The organism is Pseudarthrobacter siccitolerans, assembly GCF_030823375.1.
In the GTDB taxonomy this organism is placed as follows: domain Bacteria; phylum Actinomycetota; class Actinomycetes; order Actinomycetales; family Micrococcaceae; genus Arthrobacter; species Arthrobacter siccitolerans_A.
Map to the genome: position 1 here is coordinate 1,231,576 of NZ_JAUSXB010000001.1, position 17,722 is coordinate 1,249,297.

Annotated in this window: 16 protein-coding genes; 5 read left to right on the forward strand and 11 right to left on the reverse strand. The window is 64.9% G+C overall.

Features of this window, described 5'->3' with window-relative positions; translation table 11 throughout:
* Window positions 1-205: 205 nt before the first annotated feature.
* Together QFZ36_RS05765 and ychF are read right to left on the reverse strand one after the other, a co-directional pair.
* Window positions 206-1,429, reverse strand: a complete 1,224-nt coding sequence (locus tag QFZ36_RS05765; RefSeq protein ID WP_306634633.1) for a CBM96 family carbohydrate-binding protein — start codon at window positions 1,427-1,429, stop codon at window positions 206-208.
* Between the two features lie 488 nt (window positions 1,430-1,917).
* Window positions 1,918-3,003, reverse strand: coding sequence for a redox-regulated ATPase YchF (ychF, locus tag QFZ36_RS05770; RefSeq protein WP_306634634.1), 1,086 nt, complete (start codon window positions 3,001-3,003; stop codon window positions 1,918-1,920).
* A 101-nt stretch (window positions 3,004-3,104) separates the two neighbouring features.
* Here ychF and QFZ36_RS05775 point away from each other — a divergent pair, with 101 nt between their 5' ends.
* Window positions 3,105-4,328: a DNA recombination protein RmuC gene (locus tag QFZ36_RS05775; RefSeq protein ID WP_306634636.1), complete on the forward strand. Its 1,224-nt coding sequence runs from the start codon at window positions 3,105-3,107 to the stop codon at window positions 4,326-4,328.
* A gap of 329 nt (window positions 4,329-4,657) precedes the next feature.
* The gene (locus tag QFZ36_RS05780; protein ID WP_444964486.1) at window positions 4,658-5,866 is read left to right on the forward strand and encodes an IS30 family transposase; all 1,209 of its coding nucleotides are present in this window, start codon (window positions 4,658-4,660) and stop codon (window positions 5,864-5,866) included.
* 63 nt (window positions 5,867-5,929) lie between these two features.
* Here the strand turns inward: QFZ36_RS05780 and QFZ36_RS05785 are convergent, their stop codons facing one another.
* Entirely contained in the window at window positions 5,930-7,009 is a 1,080-nt protein-coding gene (locus QFZ36_RS05785; RefSeq protein ID WP_306634638.1) for a 4-hydroxy-3-methylbut-2-enyl diphosphate reductase, read from the reverse strand.
* A gap of 9 nt (window positions 7,010-7,018) precedes the next feature.
* Complete coding sequence (locus QFZ36_RS05790) at window positions 7,019-7,870, reverse strand: hypothetical protein (RefSeq protein WP_306634640.1); 852 nt, start codon at window positions 7,868-7,870, stop codon at window positions 7,019-7,021.
* A 165-nt stretch (window positions 7,871-8,035) separates the two neighbouring features.
* Between QFZ36_RS05790 and xseA the strand changes: the two genes are divergently transcribed.
* Both xseA and QFZ36_RS05800 read left to right on the forward strand, forming a co-directional pair.
* On the forward strand, window positions 8,036-9,409 hold the full coding sequence (gene xseA / locus QFZ36_RS05795) for an exodeoxyribonuclease VII large subunit (protein WP_306634642.1): 1,374 nt from the start codon (window positions 8,036-8,038) through the stop codon (window positions 9,407-9,409).
* Window positions 9,402-9,620: an exodeoxyribonuclease VII small subunit gene (locus QFZ36_RS05800; protein WP_306634643.1), complete on the forward strand. Its 219-nt coding sequence runs from the start codon at window positions 9,402-9,404 to the stop codon at window positions 9,618-9,620. The genes xseA and QFZ36_RS05800 overlap by 8 nt, the downstream gene beginning before the upstream one ends.
* Window positions 9,621-9,655: 35 nt before the next feature.
* On the opposite strand, the gene QFZ36_RS05805 is transcribed toward QFZ36_RS05800, so the two are convergent.
* From QFZ36_RS05805 to QFZ36_RS05830, 6 genes are all read right to left on the reverse strand, one after another.
* The gene (locus tag QFZ36_RS05805; protein ID WP_306634645.1) at window positions 9,656-10,510 is read right to left on the reverse strand and encodes a polyphosphate kinase 2 family protein; all 855 of its coding nucleotides are present in this window, start codon (window positions 10,508-10,510) and stop codon (window positions 9,656-9,658) included.
* A 53-nt stretch (window positions 10,511-10,563) separates the two neighbouring features.
* Window positions 10,564-11,784, reverse strand: a complete 1,221-nt coding sequence (locus tag QFZ36_RS05810) for a pyridoxal phosphate-dependent aminotransferase (protein ID WP_306634647.1) — start codon at window positions 11,782-11,784, stop codon at window positions 10,564-10,566.
* Between the two features lie 188 nt (window positions 11,785-11,972).
* Complete coding sequence (locus tag QFZ36_RS05815; RefSeq protein ID WP_306634649.1) at window positions 11,973-12,935, reverse strand: ABC transporter substrate-binding protein; 963 nt, start codon at window positions 12,933-12,935, stop codon at window positions 11,973-11,975.
* Window positions 12,932-13,678, reverse strand: a complete 747-nt coding sequence (locus QFZ36_RS05820) for an ABC transporter permease (RefSeq protein WP_306634651.1) — start codon at window positions 13,676-13,678, stop codon at window positions 12,932-12,934. Before QFZ36_RS05820 ends, QFZ36_RS05815 begins: the two co-directional genes overlap by 4 nt.
* Window positions 13,675-14,403 (reverse strand): ABC transporter permease, encoded by a 729-nt coding sequence (locus QFZ36_RS05825; protein WP_306634653.1) that lies wholly within the window; start codon window positions 14,401-14,403, stop codon window positions 13,675-13,677. The genes QFZ36_RS05820 and QFZ36_RS05825 overlap by 4 nt, the downstream gene beginning before the upstream one ends.
* Window positions 14,403-15,500 carry an ABC transporter ATP-binding protein gene (locus tag QFZ36_RS05830; protein WP_306634655.1) on the reverse strand — a complete coding sequence of 366 codons (1,098 nt, stop codon included), beginning with the start codon at window positions 15,498-15,500 and terminating at the stop codon, window positions 14,403-14,405. The genes QFZ36_RS05825 and QFZ36_RS05830 overlap by 1 nt, the downstream gene beginning before the upstream one ends.
* Window positions 15,501-15,751: 251 nt before the next feature.
* On the opposite strand from QFZ36_RS05830, the gene QFZ36_RS05835 reads away from it, so the two are divergent.
* Window positions 15,752-16,765: a pirin family protein gene (locus QFZ36_RS05835; protein WP_306634656.1), complete on the forward strand. Its 1,014-nt coding sequence runs from the start codon at window positions 15,752-15,754 to the stop codon at window positions 16,763-16,765.
* Between the two features lie 4 nt (window positions 16,766-16,769).
* Here QFZ36_RS05835 and QFZ36_RS05840 read toward each other — a convergent pair whose 3' ends face one another.
* Window positions 16,770-17,717, reverse strand: a complete 948-nt coding sequence (locus QFZ36_RS05840; RefSeq protein WP_373427023.1) for an N-acetylglucosamine kinase — start codon at window positions 17,715-17,717, stop codon at window positions 16,770-16,772.
* Between the last annotated feature and the right edge of the window lie 5 nt (window positions 17,718-17,722).

Below are 17,722 nucleotides of genomic sequence, written 5' to 3' on the forward strand. Positions count from 1 at the left end.
GTCCCCGGCGAACCCACCAGAAATTGAAGCGAACGTAACTTACCTACCCGCGGTCGGCTATAACGAAACGGTCGGACGTTGAAGGGGAACGCAACTTCCATCCTCTCGCGTGTTGCCGGTAGCCGGGTACCTTCGGATTCCAGGGGTTAACTCGTTGGTAAATTCAGTTTGAATCTACCTGCTTGCGGGCCTCTTGCAGACATGTCTAGGGGGTTCCAGCCACCGCGTACACACGGACCCAATCCACTCGCATCTCGCCAGCGCCGTTTGCAGTGCTGTCCGGGAACCAGTCCAGTTGCAGCGTCTGGTGCATCGGACCCGGTGGCTGGTGTGCAGGGTTGTTGTCCTCAAACCACTTCGCCCCGTCGACGTAGCCCACGATCCCGTTCGGAGACCAGTCGACGGCGTAGTTGTGGAACTGGGTAACGTCGAGGGGTTTGGACTGCGAGGTCTGCAAGTTCGAACATCCATAGTGGTGGAAGAACTTGATGACGTTCCAGTCGCCAGTCGTCTCCGCGTAGTCAACTTCGCCGTCACACGGCCAATTCCCGCTATCCGGCCACAGGATGGATACCATGTGGTACTCATTATCACCGGACCCGGCCGCACGGACTTCCCACCGCCCGTACTTCTGGTTTGCAAACTTCGCGCCCATGCCAGCGGTGGTGCCGTCCGGAGTTCCAGTCATGACCACCTTGGAACCATCCACGCTCACCTGCTGTGGACTCCGGATACCTTGGCCCGCGTGCCCGGGACTGTTGTATACAGTCCACTTGGTGCCATCCGGCGCACCTGTGTAGTTGAACTCGTCGCCGGCTACAGGTGCGCCCCAACCATTGGCTGTCGCCGCCTCCGTAGGTGTCACCGTGTCAGGCGCGGTGGTCACCACCAGCCGGGGACGCAGGGCGGAATCGGCAGATTCCTTCGACTTGAACCCGATCCACTTCTGCGCGTTGCTTTCCAGCTTGAAGTTCTGATCGCCGCCCTTTGCGCTGACGCCCTTGGTAACATCCCATTCGACCCAGGAACCGGTACCGAAGCCGCCGGCCTTCCCCAGCCACGTCCCGCGCGGCGGCGCGGTATTCCACGTAACCCCCCTCTCGGTCCAGCCGCCGGACGTCGTAAATACATCCACGAACTCCGTGGACGTTGTGGATGTCTCCGAATAGGCCCGTAATTTGGCTGAAACAACATGTTCGCCAGCGGGAACTTGCACATTAAAGCGCACAAGAGTGTTTCGCCAGATGTTCCTACGGCCTTCCGTGGACAAACGGACACTGGTCCCAAAGTTTGAAGTCGCCTTATCCGCTTGTACGTAGGTGTCCATGCTCAGCGAGACCGTGGGCGCCGCGGTTGCGGTTGCGGGAGTAATGGTTACGAATCCAACCAGAATGGATGATGCAACCGCTATGCATTTACGCCAGGACATCAGGGCGCCCCTTTATCAGATGTGCCACGCACTGCTTGACTTCCACAGATAGGCCCACCAGGAACTGCCGGTCCGGAACAGCAGACTTGTTGCGTCGCGGGCGAGGAGGAGGGTGTTACTAAGCCAGCGGACCTAGTTTTCATATTCTCGCTGTTTCTACTGGGATTTAAAATGTTCGACTGGGAAAGCAAGCATCGACCCAGTAACAACGGCGGCTAAATGCCAGCTATGCCAAAGCGTAGACCGGAAGCGAAAGTATGCGCAACCAATCCCTATACCCATTCCCAGGAATGCACGAAACCCCTATACCTAACTAATGAACTGAACGGTAACCCCTATACCTGGCCCCACAGGGCACCACGAGAGATTCGCCGTCGGGGCCGGGAGCCGCATTCGCCAAGGACAATTCCCCCAATTGGGCCCTGTAAAAGCAAAGGCCCGGCAAATACCGGGCCTTTGTTATTTCCTCGAAAGTAAACCGATTCGAATCAGACGTTGAAGCGGAATTCCACTACGTCGCCGTCGGCCATAACGTATTCTTTGCCTTCGATCCGGACCTTGCCCCGCGACTTGGCCTCGGCCATGGAACCGGCTTCGATGAGGTCGTGGAAAGACACCACTTCGGCCTTGATGAACCCGCGCTGGAAGTCGCTGTGGATGACGCCGGCTGCCTGGGGAGCGGTGTCGCCGCGGTGGATGGTCCAGGCGCGGGCCTCCTTGGGACCGGCGGTGAGGTAGGTCTGCAGGCCCAGGGTATGGAAGCCGACCCTCGCCAGCTGGTCAAGCCCGGATTCTTCCTGACCGTTCATTTCCAGCATTTCGCGGGCTTCTTCCTCGTCAAGTTCCACGAGGTCGGCTTCGAGCTTGGCATCGAGGAAGATGCAGTCCGCCGGGGCCACGAGGGCACGCAGTTCTTCCTGCTTCTCCGGGCTGCCGAGGATTCCTTCGTCGGCGTTGAAGACGTAAATGAAGGGTTTGGCCGTCAGCAGGCTGAGCTCTTTGAGGTGCTCCATTTCGAGCTTGTCGCCCTTGATGGAGGAGAAGATGGTGTCGCCGCGCTCGAGCACTTTCTGCGCAGCCAGGATGGCGTTCAGCTCGGCGGCCTCGCGCTTCTTGATCTTGACTTCTTTTTCGATGCGCGGGATGGCTTTTTCGATGGTCTGCAGGTCTGCGAGGATCAGCTCGGTGTTGATGGTCTCCATATCCGAGCGCGGATCCACTTTGCCGTCAACGTGGATTACGTCCGGGTCATCGAAGACGCGCACCACCTGGGCGATGGCTTCCGCTTCCCGGATGTTGGCCAGGAACTGGTTTCCGAGGCCTTCACCCTCGCTGGCGCCCTTGACGATGCCGGCGATGTCCACAAAGGACACAGCTGCCGGCAGGAGGCGCTGGGAGCCGAAGAGTTCGGCGAGCTGCTGGAGCCGCGGATCCGGCAGGCTGACAACGCCCACGTTGGGCTCGATGGTGGCGAACGGGTAGTTCGCTGCCAGCACCTGGTTGCGGGTCAGTGCGTTGAAGAGGGTTGATTTGCCGACGTTGGGCAGTCCGACGATGCCAATAGTAAGAGCCACGAGCATTGATTCTACCCGCAGCGGGCATCATGCCGGTTCGCGGGCGGCACCGGGAAATGTCGCTTCGGGGAAATGTCAGAGCCACGTGCGACAGTGGGCACATGGATGCTTTCGCGTTGATTCTGGCTTTGTTCATGCTGTTACTGGGCGCCCTGGCGGGCGCTGCGGCCACTTACTTTGCGCTGCGGAAAAACAGCCGGGCGGTGGAGGAGGACTTCGACGCCGTTTCGTCGCGGCTTTCAGAGGTCAGCGCGCAGTTCGCAGCGGCCGACGCCGAGCGGCGGCTTTTGGCGGCACAGAACCGGGAGCTGGGCGAATCGCGGTCCCAGGACGGCAGCGTGCTGCGTGCCCTTGCGCCCGTGGCGGAGAAGCTGACGGCAGTGCAGAAACAGGTGGCCCTGCTGGAACGGGACCGGCTGGAACAGTACGGCCAGCTCGCCCAGCAACTGCAGGAAGCCCGCCTCTCGGACGAACAGCTGATCCGGTCCACACACGCCCTGGAGTCGGCGCTGCGCTCCAACAGTGCCCGCGGCCAGTGGGGCGAGGTCCAGTTGCGGCGGGTGGTGGAGGCGGCCGGAATGCTGCGCCACGTGGACTTTATTGAGCAGGTCCACAGCACCGGCAGCGAGTCGTCCGTGCGCCCCGACCTGGTGGTCCAGCTCCCCGGCGAGAAACAGCTGGTGGTTGACGCCAAGGTCCCGCTGTCCTCCTACCTGGAGGCCCAGGAGCTGGGCACACATGATGCGCGGGGCTTGCACGGTTCCGTTTCCGGCACGGGCCACCGCTCGCAGCAATCGCTTCTCGCCGCGCATGCCAAGGCGCTGCGCGCCCATGTGGACGCACTGGGGAATAAGAAGTACTGGGACATCCCGGGCAACTCGCCTGAACTGGTGATCTGCTTTATCCCGGCCGAATCGATCCTCGCTGCCGCCCTGACCGCCGACGCCGAACTCCTGGACCATGCGTTGTCCCGGAACGTGGTCCTGGCCTCCCCCAGCACCCTGCTGGCTGTGCTGAAATCAGTCGCCTTCACCTGGCGGCAGGACGTCCTGACGGACAGTGCCCGGGAACTGTTCGACCTTGCCCGGCAGCTGTACGACCGGATGGGAACCCTGGGCGAGAACGTCAGCAAACTGGGCTCGTCGCTGAAGACCTCCGTTGACCGCTATAACTCCATGGTGGGCACGCTGGAAGCCCGGATCCTCCCCACCGCGCGCAAGCTGAACAGCCTGGAGGAGTCCGGCCTGGTCACACCCCCGGTCGTGGAGGTGACGCCGCGGGCAGTGGCTGCCCCGGAACTCCAAAGCGAGGACGAGGCCGCCTGATGGGGGCCTGACAAAAGCAAAGAGAGCAAAAAAGAGCGGGCCCGGCAGCAACAGCTTGGGTTCTAGCGGTCGTTGCAACATCCAGAATTTTGGGAGTTGCAACGACCGTGTCTCGTTTAAGCCGTGAATCATCAAGTGGAGTGCGTTCGGGCCAGGATCAGAAGGCTGCGTTTTTCGCGGTTTTTGACCGTCTTGGAAGTACGAGGGCAGCGGCCAGGGAGCTGGAACTCAATGCCAACACATGCGCTGGCTGGGTCAGGAAAGCCGGTCTGAGAGGCCGCGGGACTCCGGGCGCCGGCCCGCATCCGGGAAGGGAAGAGTTCTTCCGGCTGCGCAAGGCCGGTGTTTCCCGTCGTGAAGCGGCACGGACAGTTGGCGTGAACATTCGCACGGCCAGGGACTGGGACCAGGGAATCCGGAAGTCGAGCAATCGACGCATTTACCCTGACGGATGGGTGATCGACTACAAACGGGGAGTGAACTCCTTTGACACCCCGGCCGGCGTAATGGCTATGCCCGCCCCGGGCATCACCGCACTGGAAAAACCCATTGATCCGCGCTACCTGTCTCTGGAGGACCGGGAGCGGATCCGGGACCTGTCCGGACACGGTGCCTCGCAGCAGGCCATCGCTGCCGCGCTGGGCAGGTCACCGTCCACCATCAGCCGTGAGCTCGCCCGCAACGGACGGAACGACGGTTACCAGCCCTATGCGGCGCACCGTGCTGCCGCTGCCCGCCGGACGCGGCCCAAGGCGGCCAAACTCGCAGGCGACTCGGACCTGCGTGACTACGTGAAGGACAAGCTGCTCCTACGCTGGTCTCCGGAGCAGATCAGCCACACGCTGGTCGGAGAGTTCCCTGACCAACCGGAGATGCGTGTGAGCCCAGAGACGATTTATCAAGCCCTCTACGTCCAGGCCAGAGGCGGACTCAAACGCGAAATCCAGGCAGCCCTGCGCACCGGCCGGACCCGCCGCAAACCCCACCGCAGCGGCGAGCAGCGCACTCCCCGGTTTGTGGACCCGATGGTCATGATTTCCGAGCGCCCGCCTGAGATCGAGGACCGCGCCGTGCCAGGCCATTGGGAAGGGGACCTCATCACCGGCGCCTACAACCAGTCAGCGATCGCGACCCTGGTCGAACGCACCACCCGCTACGTAATGCTCATCCACCTGCCAAATGACCACACCGCCGAAACAGTCCGCGACGGACTCGTCAAAACCATGACCACCCTGCCGGCCCACCTGCGAGGCTCCCTGACCTGGGACCAGGGCGCGGAAATGGCCACCCACAAATCATTCACCCTTGCCACCGACATGCCCGTCTACTTCTGCGATCCCGCCAGCCCCTGGCAACGCGGCTCCAACGAGAACACCAACGGGCTCCTGCGCCAGTACTTCCCCAAAGGCACCGACCTGTCCGTCTACGGACCCGAAGATCTCGAACACGTCGCGCAGGAACTCAACGGCCGCCCACGCAAAACGCTCGGCTGGAATACTCCAGCCGAGCGTTTACGTGATCTACTACTAACCACCTAACCAACAGGTGTTGCAACGACCCCTAGAATTCGCCCAGCAGCCAGGCCCGCTTTCGTTTAGCTATTAGCTGCGCGGCTTGCGTCCGCCCAGGGCGCGGCTGACGTCGCCGGCCTGCTTGAGCGTTGCCCGGAGCTCCTTGGGCAACGAGAAGAGGAGGTCCTCTTCGGCCGTGACCACTTCCTCCACGGTGCCGTAGCCGTAATCGGCCAGCAGCCGCAGCACGTCCTGCACCAGTACTTCGGGAACGGACGCCCCGGAGGTCACGCCCACCGTTGCCACGCCTTCAAACCAGGCCTCATCAACTTCGTTGGCGAAGTCGACACGGTAGGAGGCCTTGGCCCCGTATTCGAGGGCCACCTCCACCAGCCGCACGGAGTTGGACGAGTTGGCCGAGCCCACCACGATCACCAGCTCCGCCTGCGGCGAGATTTTCTTGATGGCCACCTGGCGGTTGGTGGTGGCATAGCAGATGTCGTCGCTGGGGGGATCCTGCAGCGTAGGGAACCGGTCCTTCAGCAGGCGGACGGTCTCCATGGTCTCGTCAACACTGAGCGTTGTCTGCGAAAGCCAGATGACCTTCTCCGGGTCCCGAACCTCCACCTTGTCCACTTCGTGCGGGCCGTTGATGATCTGGATGTGGTCCGGAGCCTCGCCTGCGGTGCCTTCGACTTCCTCGTGGCCGTCGTGGCCGATCAGCAGGATGTCGAAGTCGTCCTTGGCGAACCGCACGGCTTCCTTGTGGACCTTGGTAACCAGGGGGCAGGTGGCATCGATGGTGCGCAGGCCACGGTCTTCGGCGGATTGGACCACTGCGGGCGATACGCCGTGGGCTGAAAAAATCACCAAGGCACCTTCGGGCACCTCGTCCGTTTCATCGACGAAGATGGCGCCCTTTTCCTCCAGGGAGCTGACCACATGGACGTTGTGCACGATCTGCTTGCGCACGTACACCGGAGGGCCGTAGTGCTCCAGGGCTTTCTCGACCGCGATGACGGCCCGGTCCACACCGGCGCAGTACCCACGAGGAGCAGCGAGCAGCACCTTCTTGGTTCCGGATACAGGGGCTGCAGCAGCTACTTCCTCGGGAGAGCGGCGCCTACGCGGAATGGTGGGCATCGAAAGGGAAACAGCTGAGGGGGTCATTACTCCATGCTACCGGGTTGGCCGCACCCGCTTCCGCGATGTGAGCCCGGCCACAACCCCCACGAGCACCAGCACCCCGCCCGTAATTGCCGAAGCCAACGTCCAGTCCTGGAAGTCCGCCGCAGCGGCAGCAACGAACCCGTCCCGGAACATGTTGGCCACCTCATTTCCGGTGTCCGCGGCCAGCACGGCGGACGAGCCCAGCTGCGAGCCGACCGTCCAGACCGCTGCCAGCACGAGGGCGCCCAGTCCTGCGCCCACCAGCACTGTCCACCGGCGGCGTGCGGCTACTACAGCCAGCAGCAGGGCCACCGCCGCTCCCCCGGCCAGCAGGTAGCCGGCAGGTGCGTAGGCGGCCAGCCGTTCCGTCCATTCCTTCTGCTCGGGCCGTCCCACATCGATCAGCGTCTGGTCCGGCGGGTCGAGGGGAAGCCGTGTGGTGCGCGAGATTTCTTCAGCGCCCAGCCGCACCAGCGGCGCAACGTCCAGGGTCAGGGACGAGGCGGGCGCCGTTTCGCCGGCTTCTGCCTGCGGTGCGGTGAAACTGAGTCGATGGCTTTTCCTCAGCGTTTCCTCCCAGGCCGCCGGGTACCCGGGAAGACCGGTCATCGATGCGGCGGCGTCCTCCAGCGCCGGCCGGACCAGGTCGGCGAGGAAGCCGGGGACAGCACTGGTATCAATTGTCCCGACCGCCGCCGTGGCGAGGCCCTGCTGGAACTCGGAGTTCCTTCCCAGCGGGGAAGCCAGCTCCACAAACCCCTGCTCCTGGACAATGTTGCGGTCCAGCCAGATGGCGGGAACCGCCACGGCAGCCAGCACTATGGCCAGCAGCGTGGCGAAGGCGGAAACAAAAGTGCGCACAGCAGATCCTTCGGGTCGATGGCGGTCAACCCATCCTAGGCGGGCTTGCTGGCCGGATACTGTCAGTCCCGGATGGTAGAGCTTATGGATATGGTTGAATGACCGCCGCCGCACAACCGACGAAGGACCCCATGCCCGCAGTTCCAGCCCCGCAAGGGAATCCGCATGTCTGAACAGGCGTCGCTTCCGGTCCCCGATGAGCAACTGGCAGCGCCCACCACGCTTCCTGCGACGGCGGCGGAGACCACGCCGGACAACCCCTGGCCACTCCAGTTGCTGTCGCAGAAACTGAAGGCCCACATCGACCGGACACCGTCGGCCTGGGTCGAGGGGCAGGTAATTGAACTGAACCGGCGCGGCAGCAATGCGTACCTCACCTTGCGGGATGTTGACGCCGAGGTTTCCCTGCCTGCCTCAGTGTGGACCAAGGTGCTGGAGCGCCAGAACCTCCCGCTGGAACGCGGGTCCCGGGTGGTCGCCCTGCTGAAACCGGAATTCTGGATCAAGACCGGCCGCCTGAACATGCTGGTCAGGGACATCAGGCCCGTGGGCCTCGGTGACCTCCTGGCTCGGATCGAGCGGCTGCGCCAGGCCCTCTCCGCCGAGGGGCTCTTCGCGGATTCCCGGAAGAAGCCGCTGCCCCTGCTGCCGCACCGGATTGGCCTGATTACCGGCCGCGACTCCGATGCAAAAAAGGACATCCTGCGCAACGCCGCCCTTCGGTGGCCCGCGGTTGATTTCGAAATCCGCGAAGTGGCGGTCCAGGGCAACACCGCGGTGTCCCAAGTGGTCCGCGCGCTGCGGGAGCTGGATGCCCGTCCTGAGGTCGATGTCATTGTTATCGCCCGCGGCGGCGGTGCCCTCGAAGACCTCCTGCCCTTCAACAGCGAGGAACTGATCCGCGCTGTCGCCGCTGCCGCCACCCCCGTTGTCAGTGCCATTGGCCACGAGGCGGACCGCCCTCTGCTCGATGACGTCGCCGATCTTCGCGCCTCCACTCCCACGGACGCAGCGAAACGGATCGTGCCGGAAGTCTCCGAAGAGCTTGCAGGGGTGCGCCAGGCCAGGGAACAGCTCCGCCGGTGCATGGAACGCCTGGTGGACAGGGAATCGGACCGGCTGGCGTCACTCCACTCACGGCCGGTCCTTGCGGCCCCAGAGGGAATGGTGACCATCCGCTCCGAGGAAATTGAACGTCTCCTCCGGAGGTCTTCGGCGGCGGTGAGCTCCACGGTGGTGCGTGCGGCGGACCAGCTGGAGCACCTCAAAGCCCAGGTCCGCGCGCTGTCCCCGCAGAAAACGCTCGACCGGGGGTACGCCGTCGTCGAACTCGCGGACCCGCAAGCAGCAGGGCGCAGCAGCACAGGACACGCCGTGGTGCGCCGCCCGGCGGAGGCACCCCCGGGCACACCCTTGTCCGTCCGCGTGGCGGAAGGCCGCTTCGGCGCAACCTCCACCGGGACACATGAGCCCACCGGAACACTGGAACAGCCCGCAGCGGAACCCGCCCCGCTTCACCAAGGAGAACGCAATGACTGAGCAAAAGCCAGCGAACGGCGTAGCAGGACTCAGCTACGAGGAAGCCCGCGAACAGCTCATTGCGGTGGTGGGCAGGCTGGAAGCAGGAGGCGCCAGCCTCGAGGAATCCCTGGCTCTCTGGGAACGGGGCGAGGCGCTGGCCGCCAGGTGCGAGGAATGGCTTGAAGGTGCCCGAAAGCGGCTGGCCGCCGCCCGCGACCAGCCGTTGTAAGGGCTAAGCGCTGCCGGACCCGACCTCTGGCAACGTCAGGACCGGGCCACCAGCTCGCGCTCGGCGGCAACGTCAAATTCGGCCTTGGGCCAGGCAAGGTTCAGGCCGGACATCGCTCCCAGCAGCAGTTGCTGCACCGCGATCCTGGCGTACCACTTCTTGTTGGCAGGAACCACGTGCCACGGTGCGTCCGGGGTGTTCGTTTCGTCGATGGCAGCCTGGTAGGCATCCAGGTAGTCCTGCCATAACGCCCGCTCGTCCAGGTCGCCGTGGTTGTACTTCCAGTGCTTGGCCGGGTTGTCCAGCCGGGCCAGCAGCCTGGCCTTCTGTTCCTCCCCGCTGATGTGCAGCATCACCTTGACCACCTTGGTGCCCGAGTCCGTCAGCCGTGCCTCGAACTCGTTGATGGCCACGTACCGGCGCTTGATCTCGTCCGGGCTGGCCCAGCCGTGAACGCGGTGGATCAGGACGTCCTCGTAGTGGGAACGGTCAAAAACGCCCACCATCCCGGCTGCCGGCACTTCCTTCTCGATGCGCCACAGGAAGTCGTAGGACTTCTCCTCCTCCGTGGGGGCTTTGAACGCCTTGAACTGCACGCCCTGGGTGTCCATCGCAGCCATCACATGGTTGACGATGCCGCCCTTGCCCGCGGTGTCCATGGCCTGCAGAATCAGCAGGATCCGCTTGCGGCCGCCGAAACGGGACTCTGCAAACAGCTTCTCCTGCAGCTCGGTCAGTTCGTCGTCCAGGTCCGCCAGGAGCGCCTTGCCGTCCCGCTTGGTGCCGCTGTAGCCGGGAGTGGAATCGGGATCAACGCTGTCCAGCGAGAACCCTTCCCCCGCCCGCAGCGTTTCGGAGGGGTGCTGGTTGAACTTGACCACGCCGGCCATGGGGAATTCCTTTCCACGAAGGTTCACGGGCCCGAAGCGCCCGTGCCCACAGGCTAGTTCCCCGGATACCTGCTTAGGAAGTCCCCCATCCGCCCCACTGCCTCTTCAATGTCCTTGACGTTGGGCAGCGTGACCATGCGGAAGTGGTCCGGGCGCACCCAGTTGAACGCGCGGCCGTGCGAGACCAGGATCTTCTGCTCCCTGAGGAGGTCAAGGACAAACTTCTCGTCATCCCTGATGTGGTACACCTCCGGATCCAGCCGGGGGAAGAGATAGAGGGCGCCCCTGGCCTGCTGCGTGCTGACGCCCGGGATCGCATTCAGCATGTCGTAGGCCTTGTTGCGCTGCTCCAGCAGGCGGCCGCCCGGCAGGATCAGGTCGTTGATGCTCTGGTAGCCGCCGAGCGCCGTCTGGATGGCGTGCTGGGCGGGAACGTTCGCGCAGAGGCGCATGTTTGCCAGCAGGCTGATGCCCTCAAGGTAGTCCGCCGCATCCTTTTTGGGGCCGGAAATGGCCATCCAGCCAGCGCGGTAACCACATACCCGGTACGCCTTGGACAGGCCGCTGAAAGTCAGGCAGAGGACGTGGTCGCCGGTGAGCCTGGCAAGGTTCACGTGGACAGCGTCCTCGTAAAGGATCTTCTCGTAGATCTCGTCGGCGAAGATCACCAGGCCGTGCTTCTCGGCGAGCGCCACGATCTTCCGGAGCGTGTCTTCGGGATAGACGGCGCCGGTGGGGTTGTTGGGGTTGATCACCACGATCCCCTTGGTCCGCGGCGTGATTTTGGCTTCCATGTCCTCGAGGTCCGGCTGCCAGCCGGATTCCTCGTCGCAGAGGTAGTGCACCGGCTTGCCGCTGGCGAGTGCCACGGAAGCCGTCCACAGCGGGTAGTCCGGCGTGGGGATCAGGACTTCGTCGCCATCGTCGAGCAGGGCCATCAGGGACATGGTGATGAGTTCACTGACGCCGTTGCCCAGGTAGATGTCGTCCACGTGGATGTTCTGGATCCCGCGGGTCTGGTAGTACTGCGAGACGGCGGTGCGTGCGGAGAAGATGCCCCGGGAGTCGCTGTAGCCCTGGGCGTGCGGAAGGTGGCGGATCATGTCCACGAGGATGGCGTCCGGCGCCTCGAAGCCGAAGGGTGCGGGGTTGCCGATGTTCAGCTTGAGGATTCTATGGCCTTCCGCCTCCATCTGCTGGGCGGCCTGGAGAATCGGTCCACGGATGTCGTAAAGGACGTTATGAAGCTTCGTGGACTGCTTGAATTCTGCCATTCATCAAATATGCCACAGTGCGGATGTAGTTCCGCTGAGACGTCAGCCACACACGCCGGTGCCGCCGGTGGACGGCATCGGCCGGCGCGCCACCCGTCAGGAAGCACGACGGCGGTTGCCGGACTTACGAAGTCCGGCAACCGCCGTCGTACTGGCAAATGCCTTACTAGCAAAAGCAGGGGCAATTACTACTTAACGATGCCCTTGTCCTTGAGCCAGGCCGCAGCCGCTTCCTTGGCGCCCTGTTTTTGGCTGCCGCTGACGGCCCGGTTGAGGTTGATCAGGTCCTCTGTGGTGAGGATCCGGGACACGGAGTTGAGGGCTTCCTTTGCCTTGTCCGTCATCTTGGCCTTGTTGTACAGCGGGACGACCTGCTGGGCGATGAAGTTGTTCTTCGGGTCTTCCAGGACCACGAGGTCGTTGTCGGCGATGGACGGCGTGGTGGTATAGATGTCCGCCACCTGCACCTGGTCCTCGAGCAGCGCCTTGAGGGTCACCGGTCCGCCGCCGTCGCTGAAGGGCTCCAGCTTCTTCGGCTCGCAGTTGTAGTTCTTTTTCAGCCCCGGCAGGCCGTAGGCGCGCTCACCGAAGGTGGCCGGTGCGCCCACCACGATCTGGCTGCAGACCTTCGCCAGGTCCTCGATGGACTTCAGCTGGTACTTCTCCGCGGTCGCCTTGGTGACCACCATGGCGTCCTTGTCTTCGGCCTTGGCGGCGTCGAGCACGGCGAGCCCGTCAGGCAGCTTGTCCGGGAGGGCCTTGGCGATCTCGTCCGCCGCGATCTCGGTAGCTCCCTTGTCCACGTGCAGCAGCAGGTTGCCGGTGTAGTCCGGTACCACGTCCACCGAACCGTCCTGGACCGCCTTGAAGTACACCTCGCGGGAACCGATGTTCGGCTTGGTGGTTGCGGTGACGCCGGCGGAACTGAGGGCTCCGGCGTACAGTTCGGCGATGATCTGGCTTTCCGGGAAATCGGCTGAACCAATCACCAGCGAAGTGGTTCCTCCGGACGCGGTGCCGCTGCTGGCGGGGGCATTGCTCAGCGGATTGGACGATCCGCCGCAGGCGGAGAGCACCACCGCCAGGCCAAGCCCGGCGGCCAGGCCGCCGAACGTCCGCCGGCCAAGGCCTCTCAGTTGGCTTTCTTTCATGATTTACCTCCTTGTGCCACAGCCACCGCGGGGACGGGGCCTGTGTGATCGACCCCGGCCTGCTGGCCGCGGTGGGACTGCTTTGAGGGTCCTGGGGTCAGGACCAGCTTCTGGAAAACGGACAGGGCAAGGTCGACGGCGATGGCCAGCACCGCGATGAGCAGCGACCCGCCCAGCATCTGCGGGAAGTCGCTGAGGACGAGCCCGTCGAACAGGTAGCGGCCCAGGCCGCCCAGGTTGATGTAGGCCACCACCGACACGGTGGCGATCACTTGCAGCACGCCGGTGCGGAAACCGCCGAACATTACGGTCAGCGCGTTGGGCAGCTCGGCCCGGAACAAGACCTGCAGTTCGGTCATTCCCATGGCCCGGGCGGCATCCACCACGTTGCGGTCCACGCTTGAGATCCCCGCGTAAGTGCCTGCAAGGAGGGGCGGCACGGTGAGGATGACCAGGGCCCAGACGGGCGGCATGAGTCCAATTCCAGCCAGCAGGACAAACAGCGTCAGCAGGCCGAGCGTGGGCAGGGCGCGCAGGGCGCCGGCGATGGCAACCACGGCCACCCTGCCCCGGCCCGTATGCCCCACATACAGGCCGGCCGGGATGGCGATGGCGGAAGCAATGAGCATCACGAGGCCGGTGTACTGGAGGTGTTCGGCCAGCCTTGCCGGAATCCCGGCGGTGCCGATCCAGTTCAGGGGGTCTGCCAGCCAGGCGAAGGTATCCGTGAAGACGTTGCTCACGCGTTTCCGCCTCCGGTCTTTGGCTCGGCCAGTCGCAGGGCCGCGTCAGTTGCCTCTCCTGCAACGGCCGTTCCGGGGCGGCTGCCCCGTCCCCCGGCCCGCTCCCACGGGGTGAGGATCCGCTCGAGCAGGACCAGGATGGCGTCCATCAGCAGGGCAAGGACCAGGATGGCCACGATCCCCACCACCACCTCGGTCACAAAGTCCCGCTGCAGTCCGTCGGTAAAGAGCATGCCCAGGTTGCCGACGCCCAGCAGTGCCGCCACGCTGACGAGGGAGATGTTGCTGACCGACACCACCCGGAGTCCGGCGAACATCACGGGCAGGGATAGCGGGAGGTCCACCTGCAGGAACCGGGCCAGGGGTTTGTAGCCCATGGCGGCGGCGGCCTGGCTGACGTCCTTGTCCACCGAGTCGAAGGCGTCGAGGGCAGCGCGGACCAAAAGGGCCACCGCATAAATGGTCAGGGCAACCACCACATTGAGTGGATCAAGGATCCGGGTGCCGAGAATGGTGGGCAGGATGATAAACAGTGCCAGCGAGGGAATGGTGTACAGCAGCGAGGACGCCGTAAGCACCACCGAGCGGAGCACCTGGTGGCGGCGCGCCAGTTGCGCCAGCGGGATGGAGATCGCCAGCCCCAGGACCATGGGCACCAGGGCGAGCGCCAGATGCTGGCCGGCCCGTTCCAGGACCATGCCGCTGTTTGCGAGGAACCAGTCCATCAGAGTGCAGCCTGCCTGACCTGGCGTGCCTCTTCGATGAGGGCCAGGACCTCACCGCCCCTGACGACGCCGAGAACCCTGCCTTCGGAGTCCACGGCCACGCCCAGCCCCGACGGCGAGGACAGGGCCGCGTCCAGCGCGCGCCGCAGGCTCTCGCCGGGCCGGAAGAGTGAGCCGCCGGGGATGATTCCCGTGCCGCTTCCCGGCCCGGTCCAGCCGAGGGGATGCCTCGCGCCATCCACCACAAGCTGCCAGCCTGCGCCTGGTTCGGGCTCAAAGGCGCCGCTGGCTCCCTCGACCACGGTGGGCACCTCGTGCACGGTGACGCCGTCGGACGCTGTGAACCCCAGGTGGCGGAAGCCCCGGTCCCGCCCAACGAAGGAGGCCACAAAATCATTCGCCGGAGCCCGCAGGATCTCCTCGGCGGTGGCGTACTGCGCCAGTTTTCCGCCGGTGGCAAAGACGGCCACCTTGTCGCCCAGGACCGTGGCCTCATCGATGTCGTGGGTGACAAAAACGATGGTCTTGGCCAGGTCCTTCTGCAGCCGCAACAGCTCCTGCTGCAGTTCGTCGCGGACCACCGGGTCCACCGCGCTGAAGGGTTCGTCCATCAGCAGGACCGGCGGATCGGCGGCCAGCGCGCGGGCCACTCCCACGCGCTGCTGCTGGCCGCCCGAGAGCTGGGAGGGGTAGCGCTTGCCCAGCGCGCTGGCCAGGCCGACGACGTCGAGCAGTTCCTCCGCGCGCTTGCGTGCCGCGGACTTCGGGATTCCGTTCAGCCGGGGCACGGTGGCGATGTTGTCCAGCACGGAGCGGTGCGGCAGGAGGCCGGAGGACTGCATCACGTATCCCATGGAGCGGCGCAGTTCGGCCGCGGGCACGGAGGTGACGTCCTTGCCGCCAACGGTGATGACACCCGAGGTGGGCTCCACCATCCGGTTGATCATTCGCAGCGAGGTGGTTTTTCCGCAGCCCGAGGGTCCCACAAACACGGTGATGGAGCCCTTGCCGATGGACATCGTGAGCTGGTCCACGGCCGGCTGCCCGCCCTGGTACTGCTTGGTGACGCTCTGAAACTCGATCATGGCCTGGTCCATGGGGTGGACTTACCTGTTCTCTTGGACGGCTTCGAAAAAGCAACGCAAAATTGTCACAGCACGCTGATAGTTACGGTAACCCAAACCGGACCGGGCAACACCTGCTTCACCCCCGGTTTCCGGCAAAGGAATCCCTACTGTAATCATTCGGCGCCACCGTGCCTCCGGATGGGCCCCTTGCTGTTACGGAACGGCGCCGGGCTGCACAGCAGGCGTACCCCGACGACGCCTACCCGGCCTACAGTGGGGAGGTGACCAACTTGGAAGTATCCCCCCAGCAGGAAGTCTGCCCGCCGGCGAGCCCTGAAGGGAGCTCCGGCCCGTGCCTGCAGTTGTGGCCGGAACGCGAGGTGCCGCTGGGCGGCGTGCGGGCCATGAACGTGCAGCGGACGCTGCCCCAGCGCGGGCTGCCCACCATCGGGGCGTGGTGCTTCCTGGACAGCTTTGGCCCTGACCGTACCGCCATGTCTGTCCTTCCGCACCCGCATATCGGACTCCAGACGGTGACCTGGCCGCTGGCCGGCACTATCCGCCACCGGGACAGCGTGGGCAGCGACGTGGTGGTCCGGCCCGGCGAACTGAACATCATGACGGCCGGGCACGGGGTCTCCCACTCCGAGTTCGCCGTGCTTCCGCCCGATGGCGGCCTGCCGTTGCAGCGCGGCCTCCAGTTGTGGGTGGCACTGCCGGACAGGCAACGGCACCGGCAGCCGGGGTTCGAGCAGCACCGCGACCTTCCCAAGCTGGCCGGCGACGGCTTTACCGCCACGGTGATGGTGGGGGAACTGGGCGCAGTGGTCTCCCCCGCCACGATGTATTCGCCCATTCTGGGAGCAGATGTTACCTGCGAAGGCAACGCCGTGCTCCCCCTGAATGAGCACTTTGAGCATGGCATCCTGGTGCTCGACGGCGGCCTGGCGGTGGACGGGCAGGACATCCCGCCGGGACCGCTGGGCTACCTGGGCATCGGCCGCCGGGAACTGCAGGTTGAGGCGCTGCCGGGCACGCGGTTCCTGCTGATTGGCGGCGAGCCCCTACAGGAGGAGCTGCTGATGTGGTGGAACTTCGTGGGCCGCACGCACGAGGAAGTGGAGCAGGCCCGGGATGAATGGGAAGCCCAGGCCGCCATGTCCAACGGCAAAGCCGCGGCAGCGCGCTATGGGCTGGTCCCGGGACACGGTCCTGACGCCGGCGCCGAGGCGGGCCGGATTCCCGCTCCGCCGTTGCCTGCCGTCCGGCTCACCCCGCGCAAGCGGTCCGTCTAACCTCTCAGCCCTGTTCCGCCAGCAGCTGCAGCACGCCGAAGACGGGTTCCTGCTCCAGGACCCGGACATCGGTCGCCCCGGCCTCTGCCAAGTGCTTGCGGAAAGCGTTTTGCAGGGGCGGCACGTTCATGCCCAGCCCGCCGCCCAGGATTACTGGGCCCGGGATGCCCAGCTGCTGCAGCACCTGGAGTGCGAGCGCGGCAAGGTCCCGGCCGGCTTGCTCCAGCAGCTCCTGGGCTTCCATGTGGCCCCCGGCTGCCGCTTCCACCACATGCCGGGCCTGCTGCGCCCAGAAGCGGCGGCCGGTTTCCGGGGAATGGAACAGCGCAATCAGCCGGTTCGGGTGGTCCACGCCGCAGGACTGCAGCAGGGCGGCAGTGAGCCGGTCCACCGGGAACCCCTGGTTCATCCGCCGCAGGCTGTACCGCACGGCTTCGCGCCCCAGCCAGTAGCCGCTGCCTTCGTCCCCCAGAAGGTAACCCCAGCCGCCCGCCCTGGCCTCGCCGCCGTCGGCATTCCTGCCCCAAGCCGCTGACCCAGTCCCGGCAATCACCGCCACACCGGTGCTGGCATGGCCGGCAGCGAGCAGCAGCCGGGAGTCGTGCACCACCGTGATCTGCGCACCGGGGACGTGCGGTTCAATCAGCGCAGCGAGGGCCGCCGCGTCCTCTTCCGTATCGATGCCCCCGGACCCGGCGTACACGTAGGACACATCGCCACCGCCTATCCGCACAAACAGGCTGGCCAGGTTTTGCGCCGCCTCCTCCCGGGTGACGTTCTGCACGTTGGAGCTGCCCGCCGATTCATCCGCCACCGGGATGCCGTCCACGAACCGGATTCCGTGCGTCTTGGTGCCGCCGATATCCAGGCCGATGACCACCCCGCCGGGCGCATTGGGCGGCGGGGTCAGCGGACCGGCGGGCAGGGCATGGGGGTTTTCGGTGTTCGTCACGTCAC

What these genes read in the sequence shown, in the direction of transcription:
- QFZ36_RS05825 (WP_306634653.1), bottom strand. Translation starts at nt 14,403, where the DNA reads ATGGACTGGTTCCTCGCAAACAGCGGCATGGTCCTGGAACGGGCCGGC.
- QFZ36_RS05765 (WP_306634633.1), bottom strand. Translation starts at nt 1,429, where the DNA reads ATGTCCTGGCGTAAATGCATAGCGGTTGCATCATCCATTCTGGTTGGA.
- QFZ36_RS05800 (WP_306634643.1), top strand. Translation starts at nt 9,402, where the DNA reads ATGACTGAGCAAAAGCCAGCGAACGGCGTAGCAGGACTCAGCTACGAG.
- xseA (WP_306634642.1), top strand. Translation starts at nt 8,036, where the DNA reads ATGTCTGAACAGGCGTCGCTTCCGGTCCCCGATGAGCAACTGGCAGCG.
- QFZ36_RS05805 (WP_306634645.1), bottom strand. Translation starts at nt 10,510, where the DNA reads ATGGCCGGCGTGGTCAAGTTCAACCAGCACCCCTCCGAAACGCTGCGG.
- QFZ36_RS05810 (WP_306634647.1), bottom strand. Translation starts at nt 11,784, where the DNA reads ATGGCAGAATTCAAGCAGTCCACGAAGCTTCATAACGTCCTTTACGAC.
- QFZ36_RS05785 (WP_306634638.1), bottom strand. Translation starts at nt 7,009, where the DNA reads ATGACCCCCTCAGCTGTTTCCCTTTCGATGCCCACCATTCCGCGTAGG.
- QFZ36_RS05830 (WP_306634655.1), bottom strand. Translation starts at nt 15,500, where the DNA reads ATGGACCAGGCCATGATCGAGTTTCAGAGCGTCACCAAGCAGTACCAG.
- QFZ36_RS05775 (WP_306634636.1), top strand. Translation starts at nt 3,105, where the DNA reads ATGGATGCTTTCGCGTTGATTCTGGCTTTGTTCATGCTGTTACTGGGC.
- QFZ36_RS05815 (WP_306634649.1), bottom strand. Translation starts at nt 12,935, where the DNA reads ATGAAAGAAAGCCAACTGAGAGGCCTTGGCCGGCGGACGTTCGGCGGC.